Genomic DNA, 20,490 nt, shown 5'->3' on the forward strand with positions numbered 1-20,490 from the left:
GCAGGCCAGCGTAGCTGGATAGTTTTAGAGGTTTGGGATAAAACAAACCATAACTCATGCTATTTACCGAAAACAAAGCCACCGACAAGGTCAAAACCAACCGCAAAGGTGTTTATAGCGTATAGCATTCAACGCAGCGCTTTCTTTTTCTCCTTAATAACTATTCAATATTTTTACTAACTTATTCATTAACTTGCAAACTCGTATCGGGTTTGAGAGAGTATCAAACTGCACAGTATTCTATGAAGCAGTGATCGAGTCGATGCTTTAGCGTCTTTTCCCCGCGTGCTACTCGCATTCAATATAAGGCGGGCATACACTGTTTTATTACCTGAGGGCGTTATGCTCTTTTGGCTCTTGCTTGTATTCGAGGAAGATAAAATATGGCATTTAAATCCGCAGCAAGATCCGTTTTGCTCGACAATGTAGCCCAACACATCACCGATAAATTCCCAGAACAGCTCGCTCCCTTAGTAAACAATTTCGTCACTCAGTTATACAGCGGTATTACTGATTATGACTTGTATCATCGTAACGCCAGCGATGTGTATGGCGCGGCCATTAACCTGTGGCAAGCCTTTGCTACGCGCCCAGACGCTGCCTTATATGTGCGTGTTTATAACCCAGAGCTCGGCCGTCACGGCTGGCAGTCACCGCATACATTGGTAGAAGTGATCTGCACAGATGCGCCATTTTTAGTGGACTCCATTCGCATGGTGCTCACCCGCATGGGCATCACCTCGCATCTTATGCTGCATCAACCCATGCAAGTGGTACGCGATGCTGATGGCGAGCTCACCGACATCAGAGAACGAGAGCAGGTACAAAGTCAAGAGCAAGCCAGCGCCAGTCAAGCACTTGAAACCGCTTTTTTAATTGAAATAGACCGCTTAGCCGCCCCAGAAACCCGCGACGCCTTAACCGCTGAATTAGTGTCTGTGGTAACAGAAGTGCTGCAAGTGGTGTCTGACTGGCAGCCCCTGGTGCAACGCTTGGAGCAAGTGATAACTGAGCTGCCTACAGCCTGTGGCGCGCATCCGGATGAAATGGCGGAGACGTTAGCGTTTTTAAACTGGGTGGTGGATCATAAATTCACCCTTATGGGCTATCGTCGCTATCAATTAACCGGTGAAGGCGATTCCCAAGTGCTATTGCCTGAGCTAGACAGCAGCTTAGGCTTATTACGTAACATCAGCCACGCCCAGCCGTTAGCGCTCAGTGATTTGAGCCCAGCTGCGCGGGAGGCGGCGCTAAATAACAACATTTTAATTCTTACCAAAACCAATCACCAATCTCGGGTCCACAGACCCTCTTATATTGATTACATTGGCATTAAACGCTTCGATGCTCAGGGTAAGGTGATAGGTGAAGATCGTTTTATCGGTCTTTATGCCTCAAATGTATATAACTTAAGTGCCCTCGATATCCCGCTGATTGGCGCTAAGTTACGCCGTATTCTGGCTCATTCTGGTTTAGTGGCGGGCAGCCACGCCTATAAATCTTTAGTTAATATTCTAGAAAGCTACCCGCGCGATGAGCTTATTCAAGCCACCGAACAAGAGCTAACTACCATCGGCATGGGTGTGTTGGGCATGCAAGAGCGGGACATGACGCGGCTGTTTGTGCGCCGTGACTTATTTGAACGCTTTTTCTCTTGCATGGTGTATGTCAGCAAAGAGCGGTTTAACACTACGTTGCGCCAAAAAACCCAAGCAATTTTACAAGATTACTTTGGTTCAGAAGAGGAAGTGGAATTTAGCACTTATTTTTCTGAGGGCGTATTTGCACGCACCCATTATTTAATTCGGGTGCAAGATAACGCAATGGACATTGATGTGAATAAAATTGAAGCAAACTTAATCGAAGCCGCCCGCAGTTGGGAAGATCAATTGAGCCAAGCGTTATCCGTAAGCTTGGGCGAAGCCGAAGGTAAGCGCCTGTTCGATAAATACGGTGCCGCTTTTGGTCATTCATACACCGAAAGAGTGATGCCCGGCTCTGCCGTGGCCGATATTGAAAAACTGGAGGCGCTCAGTGATGAGCAGCCACTGGGCATGTTGTTTTATCGCGCCCAAGAAGAAAAACCCGACTCTAACCGGGTGCGCCTTAAGCTCTATCACCGCAATGAGCCCATCCATTTATCTGATGTGATGCCAATGCTGGAAAACTTAGGCCTGCGCATCATAGGTGAAACGCCGCATCAGGTAAGCTGTGGCGACGACACTTACTGGGTCTTGGACTTTTCCATGTCCTACATAGGCGCGCCGCTCGATCTTGACCATTGCCAAGCCCGTTTTCAGCAGGCATTTGCCCAAGTGTGGAATAAAGAGCTGGAAAACGACGGCTTTAACCGCTTGTTGCTGGCCAGTGAACTTACCGGTCGCGATATCAGCGTGTTACGCGGGTATGCTAAATATATGCGCCAAACTGGCGTTAGCTTTAGCCAGCAATACATTGAAGAAACCTTGGCCCGTTATCCGCAATTAGCTCAGCTGTTGTTCACGCTGTTTGAACAGCGCTTTTCTTTGGTACAAACCCAAGACGCCACGCAAGAAGCTGAGTTGCATCAGCAATTAGTGGCAGAGCTCGATAACGTCGCCAACCTCGATGACGATCGCATTATTCGCCGCTTTATGGAAATGATTGAAGCCACGGTACGTACCAACTTCTATCAGCCTGCGGCCAATGGTGAGCCCAAGCCTTATATCTCCTTTAAGCTGGCGCCCGCCACTATTAGCGACATGCCGCAACCGCTGCCGATGTTTGAAATATTTGTCTACTCGCCGCGGGTTGAAGGCGTGCATCTGCGCTGGGGTAAAGTGGCGCGCGGTGGTTTGCGTTGGTCGGATCGTCGTGAAGACTTCCGTACCGAAGTATTAGGTCTGGTAAAAGCACAGCAAGTGAAGAATACCGTGATTGTGCCCGTGGGTGCCAAGGGCGGTTTCGTGTGTAAGCAACTGCCAGAGGGCGATCGCGCTGCTTTCTTAGCCGAAGGTAAGGCGTGTTACCGCCTCTTTATTCGCGCGTTGTTAGACGTGACCGACAACATTATCGAAGGCGTGGTTATACCGGCTAAAGACGTGGTTCGCCACGACGAAGATGACTACTACTTGGTGGTGGCCGCCGATAAAGGTACTGCCTCTTTCTCTGATATTGCCAATGAAATCAGTGCTGAATACAAACATTGGTTAGGCGATGCCTTTGCCTCTGGCGGCTCTGTAGGCTACGACCATAAGAAGATGGCCATTACCGCTCGCGGTGGTTGGGAGTCGGTGAAGCGCCACTTCCGAGAGCTGAATATTGACTGCCAAACCACAGACTTTACCGTGGTCGGCATTGGCGATATGGCCGGCGACGTGTTTGGTAATGGCATGTTGCGCTCAGAACACACCTGCCTGGTGGGTGCCTTTAACCACTTACACATCTTTATTGACCCCACCCCCAATGCGGCGGCCACCTATGTGGAGCGAGAGCGATTATTTAACACTCCGGGTTCAAGCTGGAGCGATTTTGATGCAAGTTTGATTTCAAAAGGCGGCGGTGTGTTTGAGCGCTCGGCTAAGTCCATTAGCTTAAGCCCTGAAATGCAGCAGCTGCTGGATACGGATAAGACGAGCTTGGCACCGACGGAAGTCATTCATCATTTGTTGATGGCCAAAGTGGATTTGATTTGGAATGGCGGCATTGGCACCTATGTGAAATCTGCACGGGAAAGTCATTTTGATGTGGGTGACCGTGCCAACGATGCAGTACGTGTTAATGGCGCACAGCTTCGTACTCGCATCGTCGGCGAGGGCGGTAACTTAGGTTGTACTCAGCTAGGGCGCATTGAATACGCAAGCCAAGGCGGGCGCATTAATGCCGACTTTATCGATAACGTAGGCGGTGTGGATTGCTCCGATAACGAAGTAAACATTAAGATTTTATTGACCACTTTGGTCGATAAAGGCGAGCTGAGCATGGAGCACCGCAACCAGTTATTGTTCGACATGACGGAAGATGTGGCCAACAAAGTGCTGACCAACGCCTATCGCCAGTCGCAAACAATTTCGATTACCGAGCACAGTGGGGCGGCGGCAATCAAAGAGCAGCAGCACTTTATTCATTGGCTAGAGCGTAAAGGCAAGTTGGATCGTCAATTAGAGTATTTACCGAGCGACGATGAGCTGACCGAGCGCATGGCGGTAGGCAGCGGTTTAACTCGCCCTGAGTTGGCGATTTTAGTGGCTTACGCCAAGATGACCTTGAAAGAGACGCTCAATATTAGCGAGATCACCGACAATGACTTTATCGCCCAGTTATTGCCGCTGAGCATGCCTCAACCGTTAGTGGCGCAGTTTGGTGAAGCGCTGATGGCTCACCCGTTACGGGGTGAGATCATTGCGACCCGTTTGGCCAACATCATGGTTAACGACATGGGCTTTAACTTTGCCATGCGTTTGCAAGACGAAACCGGCGCCAGCATCTGCGATATTGCGCACAGCTTTATGATAGCGCGCGAGGTGTTTGGCATGGACGCTCTGCTGCGTGATATTGAGGCGTTGGATAATCAAGCGCCGGCAGCCGTGCAGTTAGCACTCTTTACACAAGTGAGACGTACGGTTCGTCGTGCGACTCGCTGGTTGTTGCGCAATCGGGATCGTAAGTTGTCTATCGAGCGGGCCATCATCCTCTTTAAACCGGCTTATGCCAGCTTGGCAGAAGACTTGTACTCGGTGATGGTTGAGTCAGAAGTGGCAGAGATTAAACAGGAAGTGAGCGAGCTCACGGCCCAAGGCGTGTCGCAATCTGTCGCCGAGCGAGTGGCGCAGTTAAGCAGCGCGTTTTCAAGCCTAGACTTAGCACAAGTGGCCAAAGAAAAAGGCAAAGACATAAAAGTGGTGGCTAAGCTGTACTTCCACTTGGGCGTGGAGCTTGAGCTGCATTGGTTCTTAGACCAAATAAACGAACAAGAAGTCAGTAACCACTGGCAAGCACAGGCACGTTCTGCATTTAGAGAAGACTTGGATTATCAGCAGCGTAGCCTCACGGCTGTGGTATTGAAACACTGTAATGCGAGCGATGAATGCGCTAATATGCTGGCCCAATGGCTTGATGAGCACGAGCAAGCATTGAACCGCTGGCGCCATTTATTAGCTGACTTTAAGGCCTCTTCTAGCCATGAGTTTGCTCAGTTTTCAGTGGCCTTGCGCGAGCTGAATTTGCTGCATCTGCATTGTGTGAACGCCGTTTAATGGCGGGCTTAGTTTAAACGCCGTTTCATAAATAGCATTGCATAATCATACTCAAGCCCTGGTCAATACCGGGGCTTTTTTACAAGGATAAGAACTGTGTATTCACTGGCTAAACCCCTAATGTTTCAATGTGACCCAGAGCATGTGCACGAGCTCACCATCAAGGGATTGGCAAAAACGCAACATAACGCCTTGGCGGCTTTATATCGTCGGCCGCAAATTATTAATCCCGTAGAGGTAATGGGCTTAACCTTCGACAACCCGGTGGGATTGGCGGCAGGTTTAGATAAAAACGGTGATTGCATCGATGCCTTTGCTGCCATGGGTTTTGGCTTTATTGAAATTGGTACCGTGACGCCCAAGGCACAAGAGGGCAATGAGAAGCCGCGCCTGTTTCGTATTAAACAAGCAGATGCCATCATCAACCGCATGGGTTTTAATAACCACGGCATCGATTACTTAATTGAAAACGTTAAACGCGCCCGCTATAGCGGCGTGCTCGGCATCAATATCGGTAAAAATAAAGATACCCCGATTGAGCATGGCAAAGACGATTATATTATTTGCATGGAAAAAGCCTACGCTCACGCAGGCTACATTACGGTGAATATTTCCTCGCCCAATACACCAGGCCTCCGTAGCTTACAATACGGTGAAGCGCTAGATGATTTATTAGGGTCACTCAAAGAAAAGCAGGCCGAATTGGCGCTGATTCATAATAAGCAGGTGCCCTTACTGGTGAAGATTGCCCCAGATTTGTCGATGGCTGAAATTGAGCAAGTGGCAGACAGCTTAGTGCGCTTTAATATTGACGGCGTGATCGCCACCAATACCACGCTGGATCGCGAGTTAGTGTTTGATTTGCCCCATGCCCATGAAGCGGGTGGCTTAAGCGGCCGACCGGTGCAAAGCAAAAGTACTTGGGTTATCCAAGAGCTGTCGCGTCGCTTAAATGGTCACTTACCTATTATTGGTGTGGGCGGGATTGACTCACTGACCGCAGGTCGTGAGAAGATGGCTGCCGGCGCCAGCTTAGTGCAGATTTATTCTGGATTTATTTATCAAGGTCCTAAGCTTATTCAGCAATTGGCACGCCATTTATAAAGGCGGCATGGCGCACAATAATTTACCTTTAGCTCCAAATGGGTTATAAATTAGCGTATTAATGAATAATTAAACATTTGGTTTGATAAATGACGTCTATTATCAAGTATCAAACCATAATGTTGTATAACTAAAAGGTGTGACTTGGATGTTACTTCAACCAAATGATCAGTGGCGCTGGTTTATGGGCGAAGACAAACACCTAATGCTGGATCTGGGGGCGGAGATGCTATTTAGCAGCCCCTATCTGGAGAAGCATTTAGTGTATTCGGCCTCATTAGAACAGTGCTTTTCGGTCGAGGATACCGGCCTATATTATCGATTTATCGATCAGCTCAACACTATGGGTTCATCGGCACAACGGGTGCAAGCGGCGTTAAATGGTGTGGCCGTGGCTCGATTTTATAAACCCTTGATGCCCCAGAGTTGGTTTTTTGAACCGCAAGCAGATTATCATCAACCTGAGCTTGGTGAGCTAATTGGTTTAGACGTAGAAAATGAACAGCTCACCATGATGGTGGTGGATACCTCACCGTCTGCGTCTGTGTGTATTTCATTGTCGGCACCTCGCTTATTGTCGGACAGCAAGCAACTCAACACCTTTAGTGCCATCAAGGTGATGAATGATCGACTGGTCAGTTTAGATACCATCAGCAATATCAACGATATCAACGATATCAGACAAGTAGGTTAACGGACTGCAGCCCGCGTTTTGCTGTTTGGGCTTGAAAGAGTCTGTGAAAGAGTCTGTGATCACAAGAAATTGAAAGCATCAGAAAAATTAAAGCACAAAGCCAACAGTAGCATTTCTATTGTTGGCTTTGTGCTGCTTGTTTTACAGCGATATGACAACAGATAGCAATCTGCTGGGGTATGTTGTGTGTACGCATGATGAAAATCAGGATCGAAAAAATCGAACATAGGTTCGCATGGGTATATTTAATGAAGTTTAGAGTGTAATAACAGGGTAGGGGAGTACTGAGGTAACTTTAGGAGGATTGCTATTTGCCTGAACAGGCTAATTGTAAACTTAAGTGGTTGCGGGAGCTGGATTCGAACCAACGACCTTCGGGTTATGAGCCCGACGAGCTACCAAACTGCTCCATCCCGCGTCCGATACTTAAACGCTAACTCTTTATTCATACTAACTGTACATTTTCTATTTCTTTACGTATTACTTCACACTTAAGTGGTTGCGGGAGCTGGATTCGAACCAACGACCTTCGGGTTATGAGCCCGACGAGCTACCAAACTGCTCCATCCCGCGTCCGATACTTAAACGCTTACTCTTTATTCATACTAACTTTATATTTTCTATTTCTTTACGTATTGCTTCACACTTAAGTGGTTGCGGGAGCTGGATTCGAACCAACGACCTTCGGGTTATGAGCCCGACGAGCTACCAAACTGCTCCATCCCGCGTCCGATTACTTAAACGCTAATGCCGTACTACTTTACTACATAATGCTTACTTAAGATATTGCTATCACTGAGTTGGTTGCGGGAGCTGGATTCGAACCAACGACCTTCGGGTTATGAGCCCGACGAGCTACCAAACTGCTCCATCCCGCGTCCTCAGGTTGTGCATATTAGTGATCTGTCTCACTGAATGCAAGCGTGGATGCAGAACTTTATTCTAGTTGCCTAATATAACGCCAAGCCGCTTCAAATACGTACAATACGCGGCAAATTCTACAGAATCTCCCAGCTTTGAGGTATAATGCGCGCCTCTTTTGTTTGGATAAGCCTGACTATGCTACTGCCGTTTTTTGCTACCTGCCCTAAAGGCTTGGAATCTTTGCTCCTTGATGAACTTACTCAGTTAGGCGCCACTCATCTACAGGAAACTGTGGCCGGTATCGGCTTTCAGGGTGATTTGGCCACCGCGTACCGCGCCTGTATGTGGTCGCGTTTAGCGTCGCGCATTATGTTGCAGCTGACCGAGTTTACCATGCGCACCGATATGGACTTATATCTGGGTGCGGCAAATGTGGCGTGGGAGGATCATATTCAACCAGGGCAGACCTTTGCGGTAGACTTTTCGGGCACCAACGAAGCCATCACCAATACCCAATATGGTGGCCTAAAAATTAAAGACGCCATCGTGGATCGTTTAACTAAGCGCCACGGTGAGCGGCCCAACGTTGATAAGCGCACGCCTGACATTCGGATCTTGGCGCATTTGAAGCGTAATAATGAGCTGAGCATTACCCTCGACTTGTCTGGTCCGGCACTGCATCAGCGCGGTTATCGCCAGCAGGCGGGCGATGCACCGCTTAAAGAAAACTTAGCGGTGGCGATTTTATTGCGCAGCGGTTGGGATAAGACCTCACCGTTAGTCGACCCTATGTGTGGCTCTGGCACCTTACTAATAGAAGCGGCATTGATGGCCGCCGATCATGCGCCGGGTTTATTGCGGGTACGCTTTGGCTTTATGGCCTGGAGCGGTCACGACAGAAATGCCTGGCAAGAGATCAGCGCCGAGGCCACGGTGCGTGCGACTCGCGGTTTAAAGCAAACTCAAGTACAGCTCATTGGTTTTGACCAAGACAAGCGCGTACTGGGCTTTGCCCAAGACAACGCTATGGCGGCGGGAGTGGGCAACCTTATCGATTTACGCCAAGGCACGGTCGAGAATTTAGTCAATCCCTTAGCCGATCCGCAAAACCCTGATGAACAAACTGGCTGGGTTATTTCTAACCCGCCGTACGGCGAGCGCTTAAGCGAATTTCCGTCCTTATTAGGCTTGCATCAGTTACTGGGTGATAGATTGCGTGAGCAATTTAAAGGCTGGAATGTCAGCTTGATCTCCAGCTCACCGGAGTTACTGAGCTGCTTGCGCCTGCGTCATGATAAAATTTATAAGCTCTTTAACGGCGCGCTTGCCTGTGAGCTGCGTAATTATCAGATTGCTGCAGACGCTAAAACCGCGCGACCTTTAGCCGTCGACTTTGCAAATCGTTTGACCAAAAACATCAAGCAACTCGAAAAGTGGGCCAAGACCGAAAACATCGATTGCTACCGTCTTTATGATGCAGATTTACCTGAATACAATGCCGCCATCGACCGTTATCAAGATTACATTGTTATTCAAGAATACGCCGCCCCTAAGACCATTCCTGAATACAAGGCGCGCGGTCGTTTCTACGATTTAGTACAAGCTACCATGGCGGTCACTGGCGTGACGGCTAATAAGTTGATCATGAAGGTACGCGCCCGCCAAGTCGGCCGTGAGCAATATGAAAAACTGGATCGCCGCGATCAGTGGTTGGAAGTACAAGAGCATAACGCCAGCTTACTGGTGAACTTATACGATTATCTGGATACGGGCTTGTTCTTGGATCACAGACCGACCCGCAAGCGCATCGGTGAGTTGGCCAAGGGCAAAGATTTCTTAAATCTGTTTGCTTATACGGGCAGCGCTACGGTACATGCCGGTTTGGGGGGCGCTAAGTCCACCACCACGGTGGATATGTCTAACACCTATCTAGGTTGGGCCGAGCGCAATATGGCGCTGAATGGCTTAAATGGTCGTGAGCATCAGTTTATTCAGGCTGATTGTTTAAGCTGGTTACGCGAGCCAGGTGAGAGCTACGACTTGATCTTCGTCGATCCGCCGACATTTTCTAACTCCAAGCGCATGGAAGATAACTTCGATATTCAGCGCGATCATCTGGAGTTGTTGGGCTTGTTGAGTAAGCATTTACGCCCGAATGGCTTGGTGATTTTCTCCAACAATAAGCGCCAATTTAAAATGGATTTAGAAGGCTTAGCCCAGTTAGGCTTGAAAGCCAAAGACGTAAGCAAAAACAGCTTACCCAAAGACTTCGCCCGTAACCCACATATTCATAATTGTTGGGAAATCACCTGGGCCGAAACGCCACAGTCGTGAAGAATTAGGGTAGTGAAGAATTAGCTATGAGTAGCGAGGAATTAACCATGCGCTTAACGCTATTTTCAACGGATGGTTGCCATCTGTGTGAACAAGCCTGGACGTTACTTGAACAAACTGAGTTAAGTAACGCCACTGTGCTGGAAGATATTATCAACGACGAACGGTGGCTAGCAGCCTATGCTGTGCGCATTCCGGTGTTGCGCCATATGGATGGCCGCGAGCTGGATTGGCCTTTTACGGCCGCCGACATTATTGCCTTTAATCGAGAGATTTAATGAGTTTATTGACCCTACAAAACGCGCAATTAGCGTTTGGTGATGCGCCGTTATTAGACGGAATAGAATTTAATATTTTAGCCGGCGAGCGCGTGTGTATCGTTGGCCGTAACGGTGCCGGTAAGTCGACGCTGATGAAAGTGATCGCCGGTGAGCTGCAGTTAGATGATGGCCGCCGTCAGTTATTGCAAGGCATTAACATTGCCCGCCTTGAGCAAGATCCTCCGCAAGTGGATGACGATCAAACTGTATTTGACTATGTGGCCGGCGGTTTGGCTGAAATGGGCACTTTGCTGAAAAAGTACCATCACCAGTTAGAAGTAGTGGGCCACGACTTTTCAGATAAAGCCATGAATGATCTGATGCGTCTGCAAGAGCAAATTGATGCCTCTGACGGCTGGGGATTTGAGACTAAAATTAATCAAAGCCTGACGTTATTAGAGCTCAATGGTGATACCCGTTTAAACGATTTATCCGGTGGTTGGTTACGTAAAGTAGCACTGGCACGCGCCTTGACGAACGATCCAGAAATTTTATTGCTCGATGAGCCGACCAACCACTTAGATATCGAGGCCATTGCTTGGCTCGAAACCTTCTTGCTGGACTTTAAAGGCGCCATCGTGTTCGTCAGTCACGACCGTGCCTTTATCCGTAAGATGGCCACGCGCATCGTGGACTTGGATCGCGGCAAGCTGTCTAGCTGGCCGGGCAATTACGACGACTACTTAGTCAGTAAAGAAGAAGCGCTGCGCGTAGAAGCAGATCAAAATGCCTTGTTCGATAAGCGCTTAGCCCAAGAAGAAGCCTGGATCCGCCAAGGTGTAAAAGCCCGTCGTACCCGTAACGAAGGCCGAGTGCGCGCCTTAAAAGAGCTTCGCGTTGAGCGCGGCGAACGTCGTGAAAGTATTGGTAAGGTCAGCGTCACGCTGGATGATGTACGTCGCTCAGGCAAGATAGTGTTTGAGGCTGAGAATTTAACCTTCGCCTACGAGGACAACCTGTTGCTCGACAATTTCTCCACGCTTATTCAGCGCGGTGACAAAATTGCCTTGGTTGGCCCGAACGGTTGTGGCAAGAGTACCATGATAAAATTGTTACTCGGCAAACTGGAAGCGGACTCAGGTACCTTAAAGTGCGGCACCAAGTTAGAAGTGGCCTACTTTGACCAGTATCGCGAGCAGCTTGATCCTGAGCGCACCGTGATGGATAACTTGGCCGAAGGTAAGCAAGAAGTTGAAGTGAATGGTCGCAGCCGCCACGTATTGGGCTACTTGCAAGACTTCTTGTTTGAGCCTAAGCGCGCGCGTACCCCGGTTAAAGCCTTGTCTGGCGGTGAGAAAAACCGTTTATTACTGGCGCGTTTATTCTTAAAGCCCAGCAATCTTTTGGTGCTCGATGAGCCGACCAACGACTTGGACGTAGAAACCCTCGAGTTGCTGGAAGAATTACTGGCAGATTACAAAGGCACCTTATTGCTGGTGAGCCACGACCGTGACTTTATCGATAACACGGCGACCCATTGCTGGTTATTTGAAGGGCAGGGCAAGGTCAGCGAGTTTGTGGGCGGTTATCAAGATATGCAGCATCAGCTGTCTTATCGAAAGCCTGTGGCAGAAAAAGCCAAAGACAAACCAGAGACTAAAGTTGAAGCTAAAGCTGTTCCAAAAATAGAGAGCAAGCCTAAGGCAAAAAAATTGCCGTATAAAATTCAGCAAGAGCTGGAAGGTTTGCCGGCTAAGCTTGAACAACTCGAGCAAAAAATAGAAAAGCTGCAAAGCACCGTTAACGCCCCTGACTTTTTCAGTAAGAGCGAAGACGTAACCCAAAAAGCGCTGCAACAATTGGCCGACGCTGAAAGCGAATTCGAAACCGCCTTCAGCCGTTGGGAAGAGCTAGAAGCCCAAGCCAACGCTTAATATGGTAAAGCAGATTGCTGCACGTTAAGTGCAGCACTCAGTAAAATAAAAATACCCTCATGAACAACATGAGGGTATTTTTTTGGCTGCGACGGACAGACGATAAACACAGTGCTGCTTCGCACCACCAGCCGGCTAAAGCGGCTTCTACAAAATCACCGAGCTTGTAGAGGCCCTTATTTTAGGCAAAGAGTAGCGGGCCGGTTTTGTGTAACAAAACTTCAAATAACCGAGCTAGATCCTGATGGTCATCAGGAAGACGGCAATAAAAAAGCCCCACATATCAGTGGGGCCTTTTGGCTAGTTACTCATACCTTGTTAAGAGGGAAGGGGTAAGCGTAAAGAGGAACACCAAACCTATGTTCTGTCCCTTCACAATTTACTCTTCACTCTTCACTCAAAGATTAGAACTTAGAAGTATCAGTAAACAAACCTACTTTCAAATCTTTGGCTTCGTAGATTACGCGGCCATCAACTTCAACGGTACCATCGGCGATGCCCATGATCAGTTTGCGCCAAATGACGCGCTTCAAGGTGATCTTGTAAGTCACTTTTTTCGCGGTTGGCAAAATTTGACCAGTAAATTTCACTTCACCTACACCCAGTGCACGACCTTTACCTGGGCCACCTTTCCAGCCTAAGAAGAAGCCGACCAGCTGCCACATGGCATCTAAGCCTAAGCAACCTGGCATTACTGGGTCACCGGGGAAGTGGCAATCAAAAAACCATAAGTCAGGATTAATATCTAATTCGGCAATGATTTCGCCCTTACCGTGCTCGCCGCCGTCATCAGAGATCTGCATGATGCGGTCCATCATCAGCATGTTAGGGGCGGGCAACTGGCTGTTACCTGGGCCAAATAATTCACCCTGGCTACAGGCCAGTAATTCTTCACGGGTAAAGCTATGCTTGCCCAGTTCTTTTTGCGAAGGCAAGGCTTGAGGCTGTTCTTGAGACATAGTCACAGTATTCCATTATGTTCAGGCAAAGGCCTAGATGGTAAATTGGCGTCACTTTAGCGAACACTTGTTCGCCAGACAAGTCCGATCACTCTAAAGTCGGAACTAAATCCGAAATTAAATTCGAAACAAGCGCCGTAAAAATCCACGTTCTAAAGTATGACCATTCAGCTCATCGAGCCGATCACGAATGCGCCCAAAGAGCGTATCTGGTTGTTCCACATCACCGGCTACGCTGCCGGTAAGCAGCTCAATCGCTTGTTCCACGCGGGCCACGGGGAAAATATGAAACTGGCCGGCGCTGACGGCGGCGGTCACTTCATCGGATAAATTCAATTGTAAACGATTACTGTCCGGCAAAATAATGCCTTGCTGACCGGTAAGGCCTTGAATTTTACACAGGCGGTAAAAACCTTCAATTTTTTCGTTCACGCCGCCCACCGGCTGCACATTACCAAACTGATCCAAGGCACCCGTTACAGCAAAGTGTTGATAAATCGGCTCTTTAGCCATGGCAGAGAGTAAAGCACACAAACCGGTTAAGGAGGCACTGTCACCGTCTATCTCATGATAAGACTGCTCAAATACCAAGTTAGCCGATAAGGGCGAAGGGTGCTCGGCCCCAAATAAGTTCGACAAATAGCCGTGAATAATCATCATGGCCTTGGCATGAATATGGCCGGCTAATTCAGCTTTGCGCTCAATGTCCACCACATCGCCATCGCCCAAGTGCACGGTGGCGGTTAAACGCACCGGCTCACCAAAGTCATAAGGGTGGCCGATAATTTGGATCACCGACAAACCGTTAATTTGACCGACGGCTTTGCCTTGCGTTTGCATCAGATATTGACCATCGCGTACGCCGATATCTGACTGCTCAATTAAGAAACTTAAGCGATGATCTTGCTCTTGCTGAGCCAATATCAAATGAGCGGCGCTGATAATCTCACTTTGCTCACGGCGCGCGATCACATCACTCAGCTGCATCATGGCCACTAACTGCGCTTCAACTAAGGATACTTTATGTTGATGGTCAGTTAAGCGACTGCTGTAGCGACACAAACGCAGCACCGCACTCGCATCTAAATCCAGCAATTGATATTTTTGACGCAAGTGAGCCAAATACCCTAAATAAGTCGGTAAATCTTCACGCGCATCCCATTCTGGCAAGATGTCGGCCCGTAAGAAGGCCAGCGTATCTAAGTCACGATCCATTAAATACAGTTCGGCGACCGCTGAGCGATCTCCTACCAAAATCAGATGAAAATCCAGCGGCGGCGCTTCTGGCTGAAAGTAAAAGGCGGCCATTTCAGCGGGTCGGCTCCACTCAATTTGACGAGTAACCAGCGCATTTTTCAAACGGAACCACAAATTAGGCTGCTCAAGCAGCTCTTCGATGGCCACGATTAAATAGCCGCCATTGGCCTGATGGATAAGACCGGGCTCAAGTAAATGATGATGACTAAATATGGAGCCTTGTTCGGTTTGAAAGTGCACGGCACCAAACAACTGCTCAGGCGTAAACTGGCGCGCATGTACGATGGGCATGCTGTCGTCATGGCGATGTACCATGAGATTAATCAATACCGGATGGCTAAAGCCTTCACCGGCGGCCACGTGCTGAGCCAATAAAGAGAGATAGTTGGCAACCTTGGGGTCGTTATCTTGTTTCTTTAAGATACGCTCCACAATATGCTCCGCATCCAGATGGCGCGACGACAATTCCAATAGTTGGCCAACTAACTCACAAAACACTAAACCGCTGCCGGCTTTCAATCGCAGCCAGATGGGTTTTTGTGGATGCGTTAAGTTTTCCGCATAACAAAGGTCGAATAAATTAGCATGATCAGAATGCTTAGCGACCAAGTCGTGTACCAGCTCTTCGTAGTCCACACCGGCAAAACCATTCAATAATAAAATGGGATTCACGGCTTTGAGGGCCGAGAGGGTGGCAAAGGCGGAGTCTGCTCTGTCTTGTAGTGCACTGAACGCTTTAGGGGGCAGCTCGCTCAGCGTACTGATCTCAGGCAGGGTAAAAATCGGATTTAGTTCGACGGGACTCAGTGGGTGCACTCAAAAAACTCATCACTATTGGTAAATTACCGCCAGTATACTGCAGCCAGCCGAGGGGTCGACAGCTGGATGGCGAATATGCGTGAAAAATCGAACTTAATCAGCCTAGCTGGCTTTGGTTGCGCGTAATTTAAGCATTATTTCGCGATGCATTGTGCCAAATCAACAACAGTGCCTACATGGAGAGGTAACGGTTGAGGAATGAGTGGCAGCCCCTTCCTTTCTTCAATTGCTTATAAAACACCAGACCGTGGCGAAGTCCTCTTTGCCGAAGAAACGGTCACCTACAAAAACAAAGAGTCTCGGCGGTACTTGTAGCCGCCAATTTATTCGGCGGGCCAGCGTAGCTGGCAGTGACGAACAGCATCAAGCCCAACAACAAACCGTGCCGAAGTCCTCTTCACAGAAGAGATGGGCACCTACAAAACACGTCTCACTGTCGTCATACCCCGATATCTGTTTTTTTGTACTTTTAGCTTTCCACTATTTCCTCGCAAATTTCCGGTAATCCGCCAGTTGTATTACGTTATCTGCCTTAGGCGGCGCTGGGTAGGGACAAGGAAAGCTCCCTACTTTGGTGCCTGGAAAGGCATTCTCAGACAAGCCGTCGCCAAAGCGATACAGGCTGTCGTCCAGCAATCGAGTCATGGGCAGAAAACTCTTTTTATTACCGCCCACCTTCTTGCGTAAGCGATTAAGGTGCGTGGCTAAGCCATAGCAGTGGTTGGCGTCTAAAAAGTCGGTACCTTCGTCGTCTAAGGTGTCCATTAGCCAAGTGCCCGCATCCGAAATATGGCTTTGGATACTGAGATCCGTGTTGTTCACCCACTGAGACTGGCAAGGATGATGGGTAAAGGCCTCGACCATAATGGGCAGCTCATCGTCGGTCACGGCGCCGCTATCTAGGGCCAAGAACAATGCCTCGTTGCCCCAGCGCTCCAGTAACGTCTGCTCAAACTCCGCTTGGGTAGGGGGTGCTGCAAAGGGGATCATAATCAGGTAGCGACTGTATGCTTCCATGGCCAACACTGTGAAATAAGGATTGCCTTTCGGGCCATGGCTCAGCACATGGCATTGCCAAGACACCTGTGTGGTGTCGGTGTGCAGCGGTTGGGTGCCAATGCGTTTACCATCAAAGCTCGGCAGGCGAGGCAGTGACACTTTAAGCCAGCGCGTCATGGCGTTGCTGACGGAAATAATGAGGTTCATGGTGATCCTTTATTGCTATCAACAGTGCGATGAATCGCGCTATCAATAATGCTATCAATTTGGGTGCTAATAATAATTTGTGCTACTGGTTTGTAACATTGGTTTGTAACCACAGTACTTTTAACGCTATAAAGTTGACCTTTATCAAGGCGATAGCGCTTAAAAAACAGTGTTGAGACGTTTTTCTGTTTATAATCATGCCAGCTCAGCGGTCATGAAGCGATAAGCTGACCGTAATAAAGACAGGGAAGGTAAGGGCTCATAGCCTGTCTCTTCATCACATCTTTTTCTTGCCTTATAAGCAAACATGAATTAGGCAGATGTACTGCTGTAGCCACGTATTTTTACCTTGTAGCTGGCCTTTATCCCGCTTAGCAGGACTGCCGAAGCCCTCTTCGCTGAAGAGACGGACGGCTTCAGCATGGTTTTATGTTTTGCTCTTGTAGGAGCCAATTTATTCGGCTCGGTTTTGTGTTTAGGCCTTAAAAAGCCAGCAAAGCTGGCCTGCCGAACAAGTTGGCAGCTACAAATGACAAACATGGCAACTACAAATTTCTGTTTCGGCGTATCCGACAGCGTGCTGGTCGAGCAATCCGTTTATTCAGAGTACATCATTAAAATCAACAGAAACTTGTGACTAAGTGACAGGCTCATAGCTATGTTCTGAACAATGTTTAGAACAACAATCAGAACAATGTTTAGCCCCAAGATCAGATCTATGAGCAGACTCAAGCGAAAGCATGCGTCTGCTCGCAAGAACCGTTGAAAGTTCCCCACGAACCAGGTGCGTTTTAGGTTTATATAATAAGATTCGCATCACTCCCTGCTTTAAGTAAGGCCACAATAAATGAAAAAAAACCTTCCCGTTACTGACAGAGAAAAATCCTTTGTTGGCCAAGATAAGTTGATCACCGTTACCGACAAGCAGGGCAACATCACCGAATGTAATGATGCTTTTGTTGCCATGAGCGGTTTCACCCGCGAGGAGCTGCTGGGCCAACCCCATAATATTGTGCGCCATCCCGATATGCCGGCTGCTGCCTTTGGCGTGATGTGGGAGCATCTTAAAAGCGGTAAGCCTTGGATGGGCGTTATTAAGAATCGCTGTAAAAATGGTGATTTTTATTGGGTAGATGCCTACGTAACGCCCATGACCCGTAACGGTGAAATTACCGGATATGAGTCGGTGCGCTCCGCGCCGAAGCGCCCAGATGTACTGCGCACCCAACGCTTGTATACCAAGTTACAAAACCAAACCTCTAATCAAGCTTCCAACCAAACCGCTAGTCAATCCTCAAATAAGGCTCGCGGCTTTTTGCCATATTTTGCTCCTTATCAGCTGTTTTTAGTGCTGGCGCTACTGGCATGGCTCGGCTTATGGCAATCTGGGCACAATATTCTCGCTCAAATAGGCTTGGCGCTGAGCGTACTTATTTATGCAGTGTGGGTAAGTCGGGTTCGTCACTCGGCCATCAATTCGTTGAATGGCTTATTACGTAATTCATTTTCTCATGAGCTGGCGGTACAAAGTTATACCGATGACAGAGGCGGCGTGGGCAAGCTAAAGGTGGCCATTTTAAGCGAGCTCTCGCATCTGGGCACCGTTATTTCCCGTATTGAGAACGCGGCCAGTAATGTGGCCCAAGAAACCGACACTGGCTTGAGCCTCACCCAAAACACCCGCTCCGAAATTGAATGCCAGCAATCAGAAACCGCACAAGTAGCCACCGCTATGAATCAAATGAGCACCACTATTCATGAAGTGTCGCGCCATGTGAGTGACACGGCGGTAGCGGCAGATACCGCGAATACATTGGTCAATCAAGGTTCGGCTATTGCTGAGGTCACCAAGCAGTCCATTGAAACCTTGCGCAATACGGTCACCGATATTGGGGTGTCTGTGTCGGCGGTATCTGAGCAAACCGGGTGCATAGCTAAAGCCGCGCAAATGATTGAGCAAATTGCCGATCAAACCAACTTGCTGGCGCTCAACGCCGCCATAGAAGCGGCCCGTGCCGGCGAGCAAGGTCGGGGCTTTGCGGTGGTGGCCGATGAGGTGCGTAATTTAGCCAAGCGCACCCAAGCGTCGACCCAAGAGATTTATAGCATTATTAAGGAGCTGACCCAGCGCGCCGACGATGCGGTGAGTGTTGCTTATCAAGGCGCGGCCAATGCCGATGCGGGTGTGGCGCGGGTGGTAGAAAGCTCCGCCATGCTAGATGGCATTGCGGATTCCGTTAGTCAGATTGCTAATATGTCCACCCAAATGGCCGCCGCCGTTGAACAACAAGCGAGTGTGGCCGAAGAGATTAATCGCCAAGTGGTGAACATTTCCGGTTTGGCAGACTCCAGCGCCGACAGCGCCACCCAAGCCTCATCATCTTTGCTGCACTTAAAAACTATCTCGGTTGATTTGCATGAGCTAGTGGTGCGCTTTAAGCATTCCTAGGCAATAAAGGTAAAACCGACCGTTAAAACATCATCAATCGGCCCGTGACTAATCCTCACGGGCCTTTTTGCTTTCGAGTTTTCGAGTTAGCTTTACGCCGCTCTGTGCTCTGTTGTTATGCGCCCTTATTCCGTCTTTGCGAGCGTAGCGCGGCAATCCATTCTGCACGCTTGCACAGGGTCCCAAGCATGGATTGCCGCGTCGTTGCACTCCTCGCAATGACAGGAATGTGATCTTTGCGAGCGCAGCGAAGCAATCCAGTGGCCAAGCATAGATTGCCGCGTCGCTCCTCGCAATGACGAAGGTTCGCTCTGGCCTTTTGTAGGGTCGAATTTATTCGATCTTGCTTAGCTCTTTATTTTTAAACAATTAATTGTTCCTAAACACCAAGGCTTTAAGGCCAGCTTCGGGGGCTATGTCTGCAAACTCGGGCGGGTTAGCGAGTCGCTCCACAAATTGCAGAGTTGGCGCATGCTCCGCCATGCTGTCGATTAAAAACTGGCTGGGGATGGCTGGCGCATTCACACAGGCCAGCACTTTGCCATTGGGCGTTAATAGGTCCGGCAGACGGCGTAATATCTTGTGATAATCGGTGGTTAAGGCAAAGCTGCCTTTTTGGAACGAGGGTGGGTCGATAATGATCAACTCATAAGGGCCGAGCTTGCGCAATCTACCCAAAGACTTAAACACATCGTGACCGAGAAAGGTCACTTGGCTTAAATCTTGCTGATTCAACTTATGATTTTCGCGACCACGATTGAGCATGCCCCTGGCCATGTCGAGATTCACCACATGATTGGCGCCGCCTTTTAAGGCCGCCACCGAAAAGCCGCAAGTATAAGCAAACAGATTTAATACCCGTTTATCTTCTGCCTGCTGGCGCACCCACTCTCGGCCTAAGCGCATATCAAGAAACAAACCGTGATTTTGATTGCGGCCTAAATCCAACTGAAATTGTAAGCCGTGCTCGTATACCACGGGCCTTGGCTCAAGCTCACCCCATAACACTTCAATCGGTGAGCTGGCGCGTTTACGATGCTGCACTAATATCGCGCGGCCAGCACATTTGTGCCACAAGTCTTGCTCGCTAAAGGTCTGCAAGCCGCGAGTAAGTTCAGCTAAAAATTCCGCGTCAGGCTCTATAAATAGGGTTACCAATAATTGATCACCCAGCCAATCGGCAGTGAGCTGTTCAAGGCCGACAAAGCTGCGACCCCGACCATGAAACAAGCGGCGGATCTCAGACGGTTCAGCCCCAAGGTGTTCATTAAGGCGGGTTTCAAGTTCGTTAAAAAAAACGGGCAGGGCACGGGCGTCCATTAGGGCTCTCACTAGCAAAATAGACTCGCATTTTAACAGCCTGATCCCAGAAGGCC

Annotated in this window: 11 protein-coding genes and 4 tRNA genes; 7 read left to right on the top strand and 8 right to left on the bottom strand. The window is 48.9% G+C overall.

Annotated elements, in window-relative coordinates; genetic code table 11:
* Positions 1-383 precede the first annotated feature (383 nt).
* The 3 genes from R0134_RS07385 to R0134_RS07395 all read left to right on the top strand — a co-directional run bounded on the left by R0134_RS07385 (position 384) and on the right by R0134_RS07395 (position 7,032).
* Positions 384-5,234 carry an NAD-glutamate dehydrogenase gene (locus tag R0134_RS07385; protein ID WP_319784154.1) on the top strand — a complete coding sequence of 1,617 codons (4,851 nt, stop codon included), beginning with the start codon at positions 384-386 and terminating at the stop codon, positions 5,232-5,234.
* 120 nt (positions 5,235-5,354) lie between these two features.
* Complete coding sequence (gene pyrD, locus R0134_RS07390) at positions 5,355-6,338, top strand: quinone-dependent dihydroorotate dehydrogenase (RefSeq protein ID WP_319784322.1); 984 nt, start codon at positions 5,355-5,357, stop codon at positions 6,336-6,338.
* 148 nt (positions 6,339-6,486) lie between these two features.
* Positions 6,487-7,032, top strand: coding sequence for a cell division protein ZapC (locus R0134_RS07395; RefSeq protein ID WP_319784155.1), 546 nt, complete (start codon positions 6,487-6,489; stop codon positions 7,030-7,032).
* A 341-nt stretch (positions 7,033-7,373) separates the two neighbouring features.
* Here the strand turns inward: R0134_RS07395 and R0134_RS07400 are convergent.
* From R0134_RS07400 to R0134_RS07415, 4 genes are all read right to left on the bottom strand, one after another.
* Positions 7,374-7,450 (bottom strand) — tRNA-Met (locus R0134_RS07400).
* 78 nt (positions 7,451-7,528) lie between these two features.
* Positions 7,529-7,605 (bottom strand) — tRNA-Met (locus R0134_RS07405).
* Positions 7,606-7,683: 78 nt separating this feature from the next.
* A tRNA-Met gene (locus R0134_RS07410) sits at positions 7,684-7,760 on the bottom strand.
* A gap of 73 nt (positions 7,761-7,833) precedes the next feature.
* Positions 7,834-7,910, bottom strand: a tRNA-Met gene (locus tag R0134_RS07415).
* 148 nt (positions 7,911-8,058) lie between these two features.
* On the opposite strand from R0134_RS07415, the gene rlmKL reads away from it, so the two are divergent.
* Genes rlmKL through R0134_RS07430 form a run of 3 tightly spaced genes read left to right on the top strand, consistent with a single transcriptional unit; the run spans position 8,059 to position 12,424 of the window.
* On the top strand, positions 8,059-10,230 hold the full coding sequence (gene rlmKL, locus R0134_RS07420; protein WP_319784156.1) for a bifunctional 23S rRNA (guanine(2069)-N(7))-methyltransferase RlmK/23S rRNA (guanine(2445)-N(2))-methyltransferase RlmL: 2,172 nt from the start codon (positions 8,059-8,061) through the stop codon (positions 10,228-10,230).
* 26 nt (positions 10,231-10,256) lie between these two features.
* Positions 10,257-10,508 carry a glutaredoxin family protein gene (locus tag R0134_RS07425; RefSeq protein ID WP_319784157.1) on the top strand — a complete coding sequence of 84 codons (252 nt, stop codon included), beginning with the start codon at positions 10,257-10,259 and terminating at the stop codon, positions 10,506-10,508.
* A complete protein-coding gene (locus tag R0134_RS07430) occupies positions 10,508-12,424 on the top strand; it encodes an ABC transporter ATP-binding protein (protein ID WP_319784158.1) in 1,917 nt (638 codons plus the stop codon). Before R0134_RS07425 ends, R0134_RS07430 begins: the two co-directional genes overlap by 1 nt.
* 404 nt (positions 12,425-12,828) lie before the next feature.
* Here the strand turns inward: R0134_RS07430 and fabA are convergent, their stop codons facing one another.
* From fabA to R0134_RS07445, 3 genes are all read right to left on the bottom strand, one after another.
* Positions 12,829-13,383: a 3-hydroxyacyl-[acyl-carrier-protein] dehydratase FabA gene (fabA, locus tag R0134_RS07435; RefSeq protein WP_319784323.1), complete on the bottom strand. Its 555-nt coding sequence runs from the start codon at positions 13,381-13,383 to the stop codon at positions 12,829-12,831.
* Positions 13,384-13,500: 117 nt separating this feature from the next.
* Positions 13,501-15,456, bottom strand: a complete 1,956-nt coding sequence (locus R0134_RS07440) for a Lon protease family protein (protein ID WP_319784159.1) — start codon at positions 15,454-15,456, stop codon at positions 13,501-13,503.
* Positions 15,457-15,939: 483 nt separating this feature from the next.
* Entirely contained in the window at positions 15,940-16,665 is a 726-nt protein-coding gene (locus R0134_RS07445) for a hypothetical protein (protein WP_319784160.1), read from the bottom strand.
* 847 nt (positions 16,666-17,512) lie between these two features.
* On the opposite strand from R0134_RS07445, the gene R0134_RS07450 reads away from it, so the two are divergent.
* On the top strand, positions 17,513-19,114 hold the full coding sequence (locus tag R0134_RS07450; RefSeq protein ID WP_319784161.1) for a PAS domain-containing methyl-accepting chemotaxis protein: 1,602 nt from the start codon (positions 17,513-17,515) through the stop codon (positions 19,112-19,114).
* Between the two features lie 369 nt (positions 19,115-19,483).
* Here the strand turns inward: R0134_RS07450 and R0134_RS07455 are convergent, their stop codons facing one another.
* Positions 19,484-20,434: a class I SAM-dependent methyltransferase gene (locus R0134_RS07455; RefSeq protein WP_319784162.1), complete on the bottom strand. Its 951-nt coding sequence runs from the start codon at positions 20,432-20,434 to the stop codon at positions 19,484-19,486.
* Between the last annotated feature and the right edge of the window lie 56 nt (positions 20,435-20,490).

Source organism: Oceanisphaera sp. IT1-181, from assembly GCF_033807535.1.
Lineage (GTDB): Bacteria > Pseudomonadota > Gammaproteobacteria > Enterobacterales > Aeromonadaceae > Oceanimonas.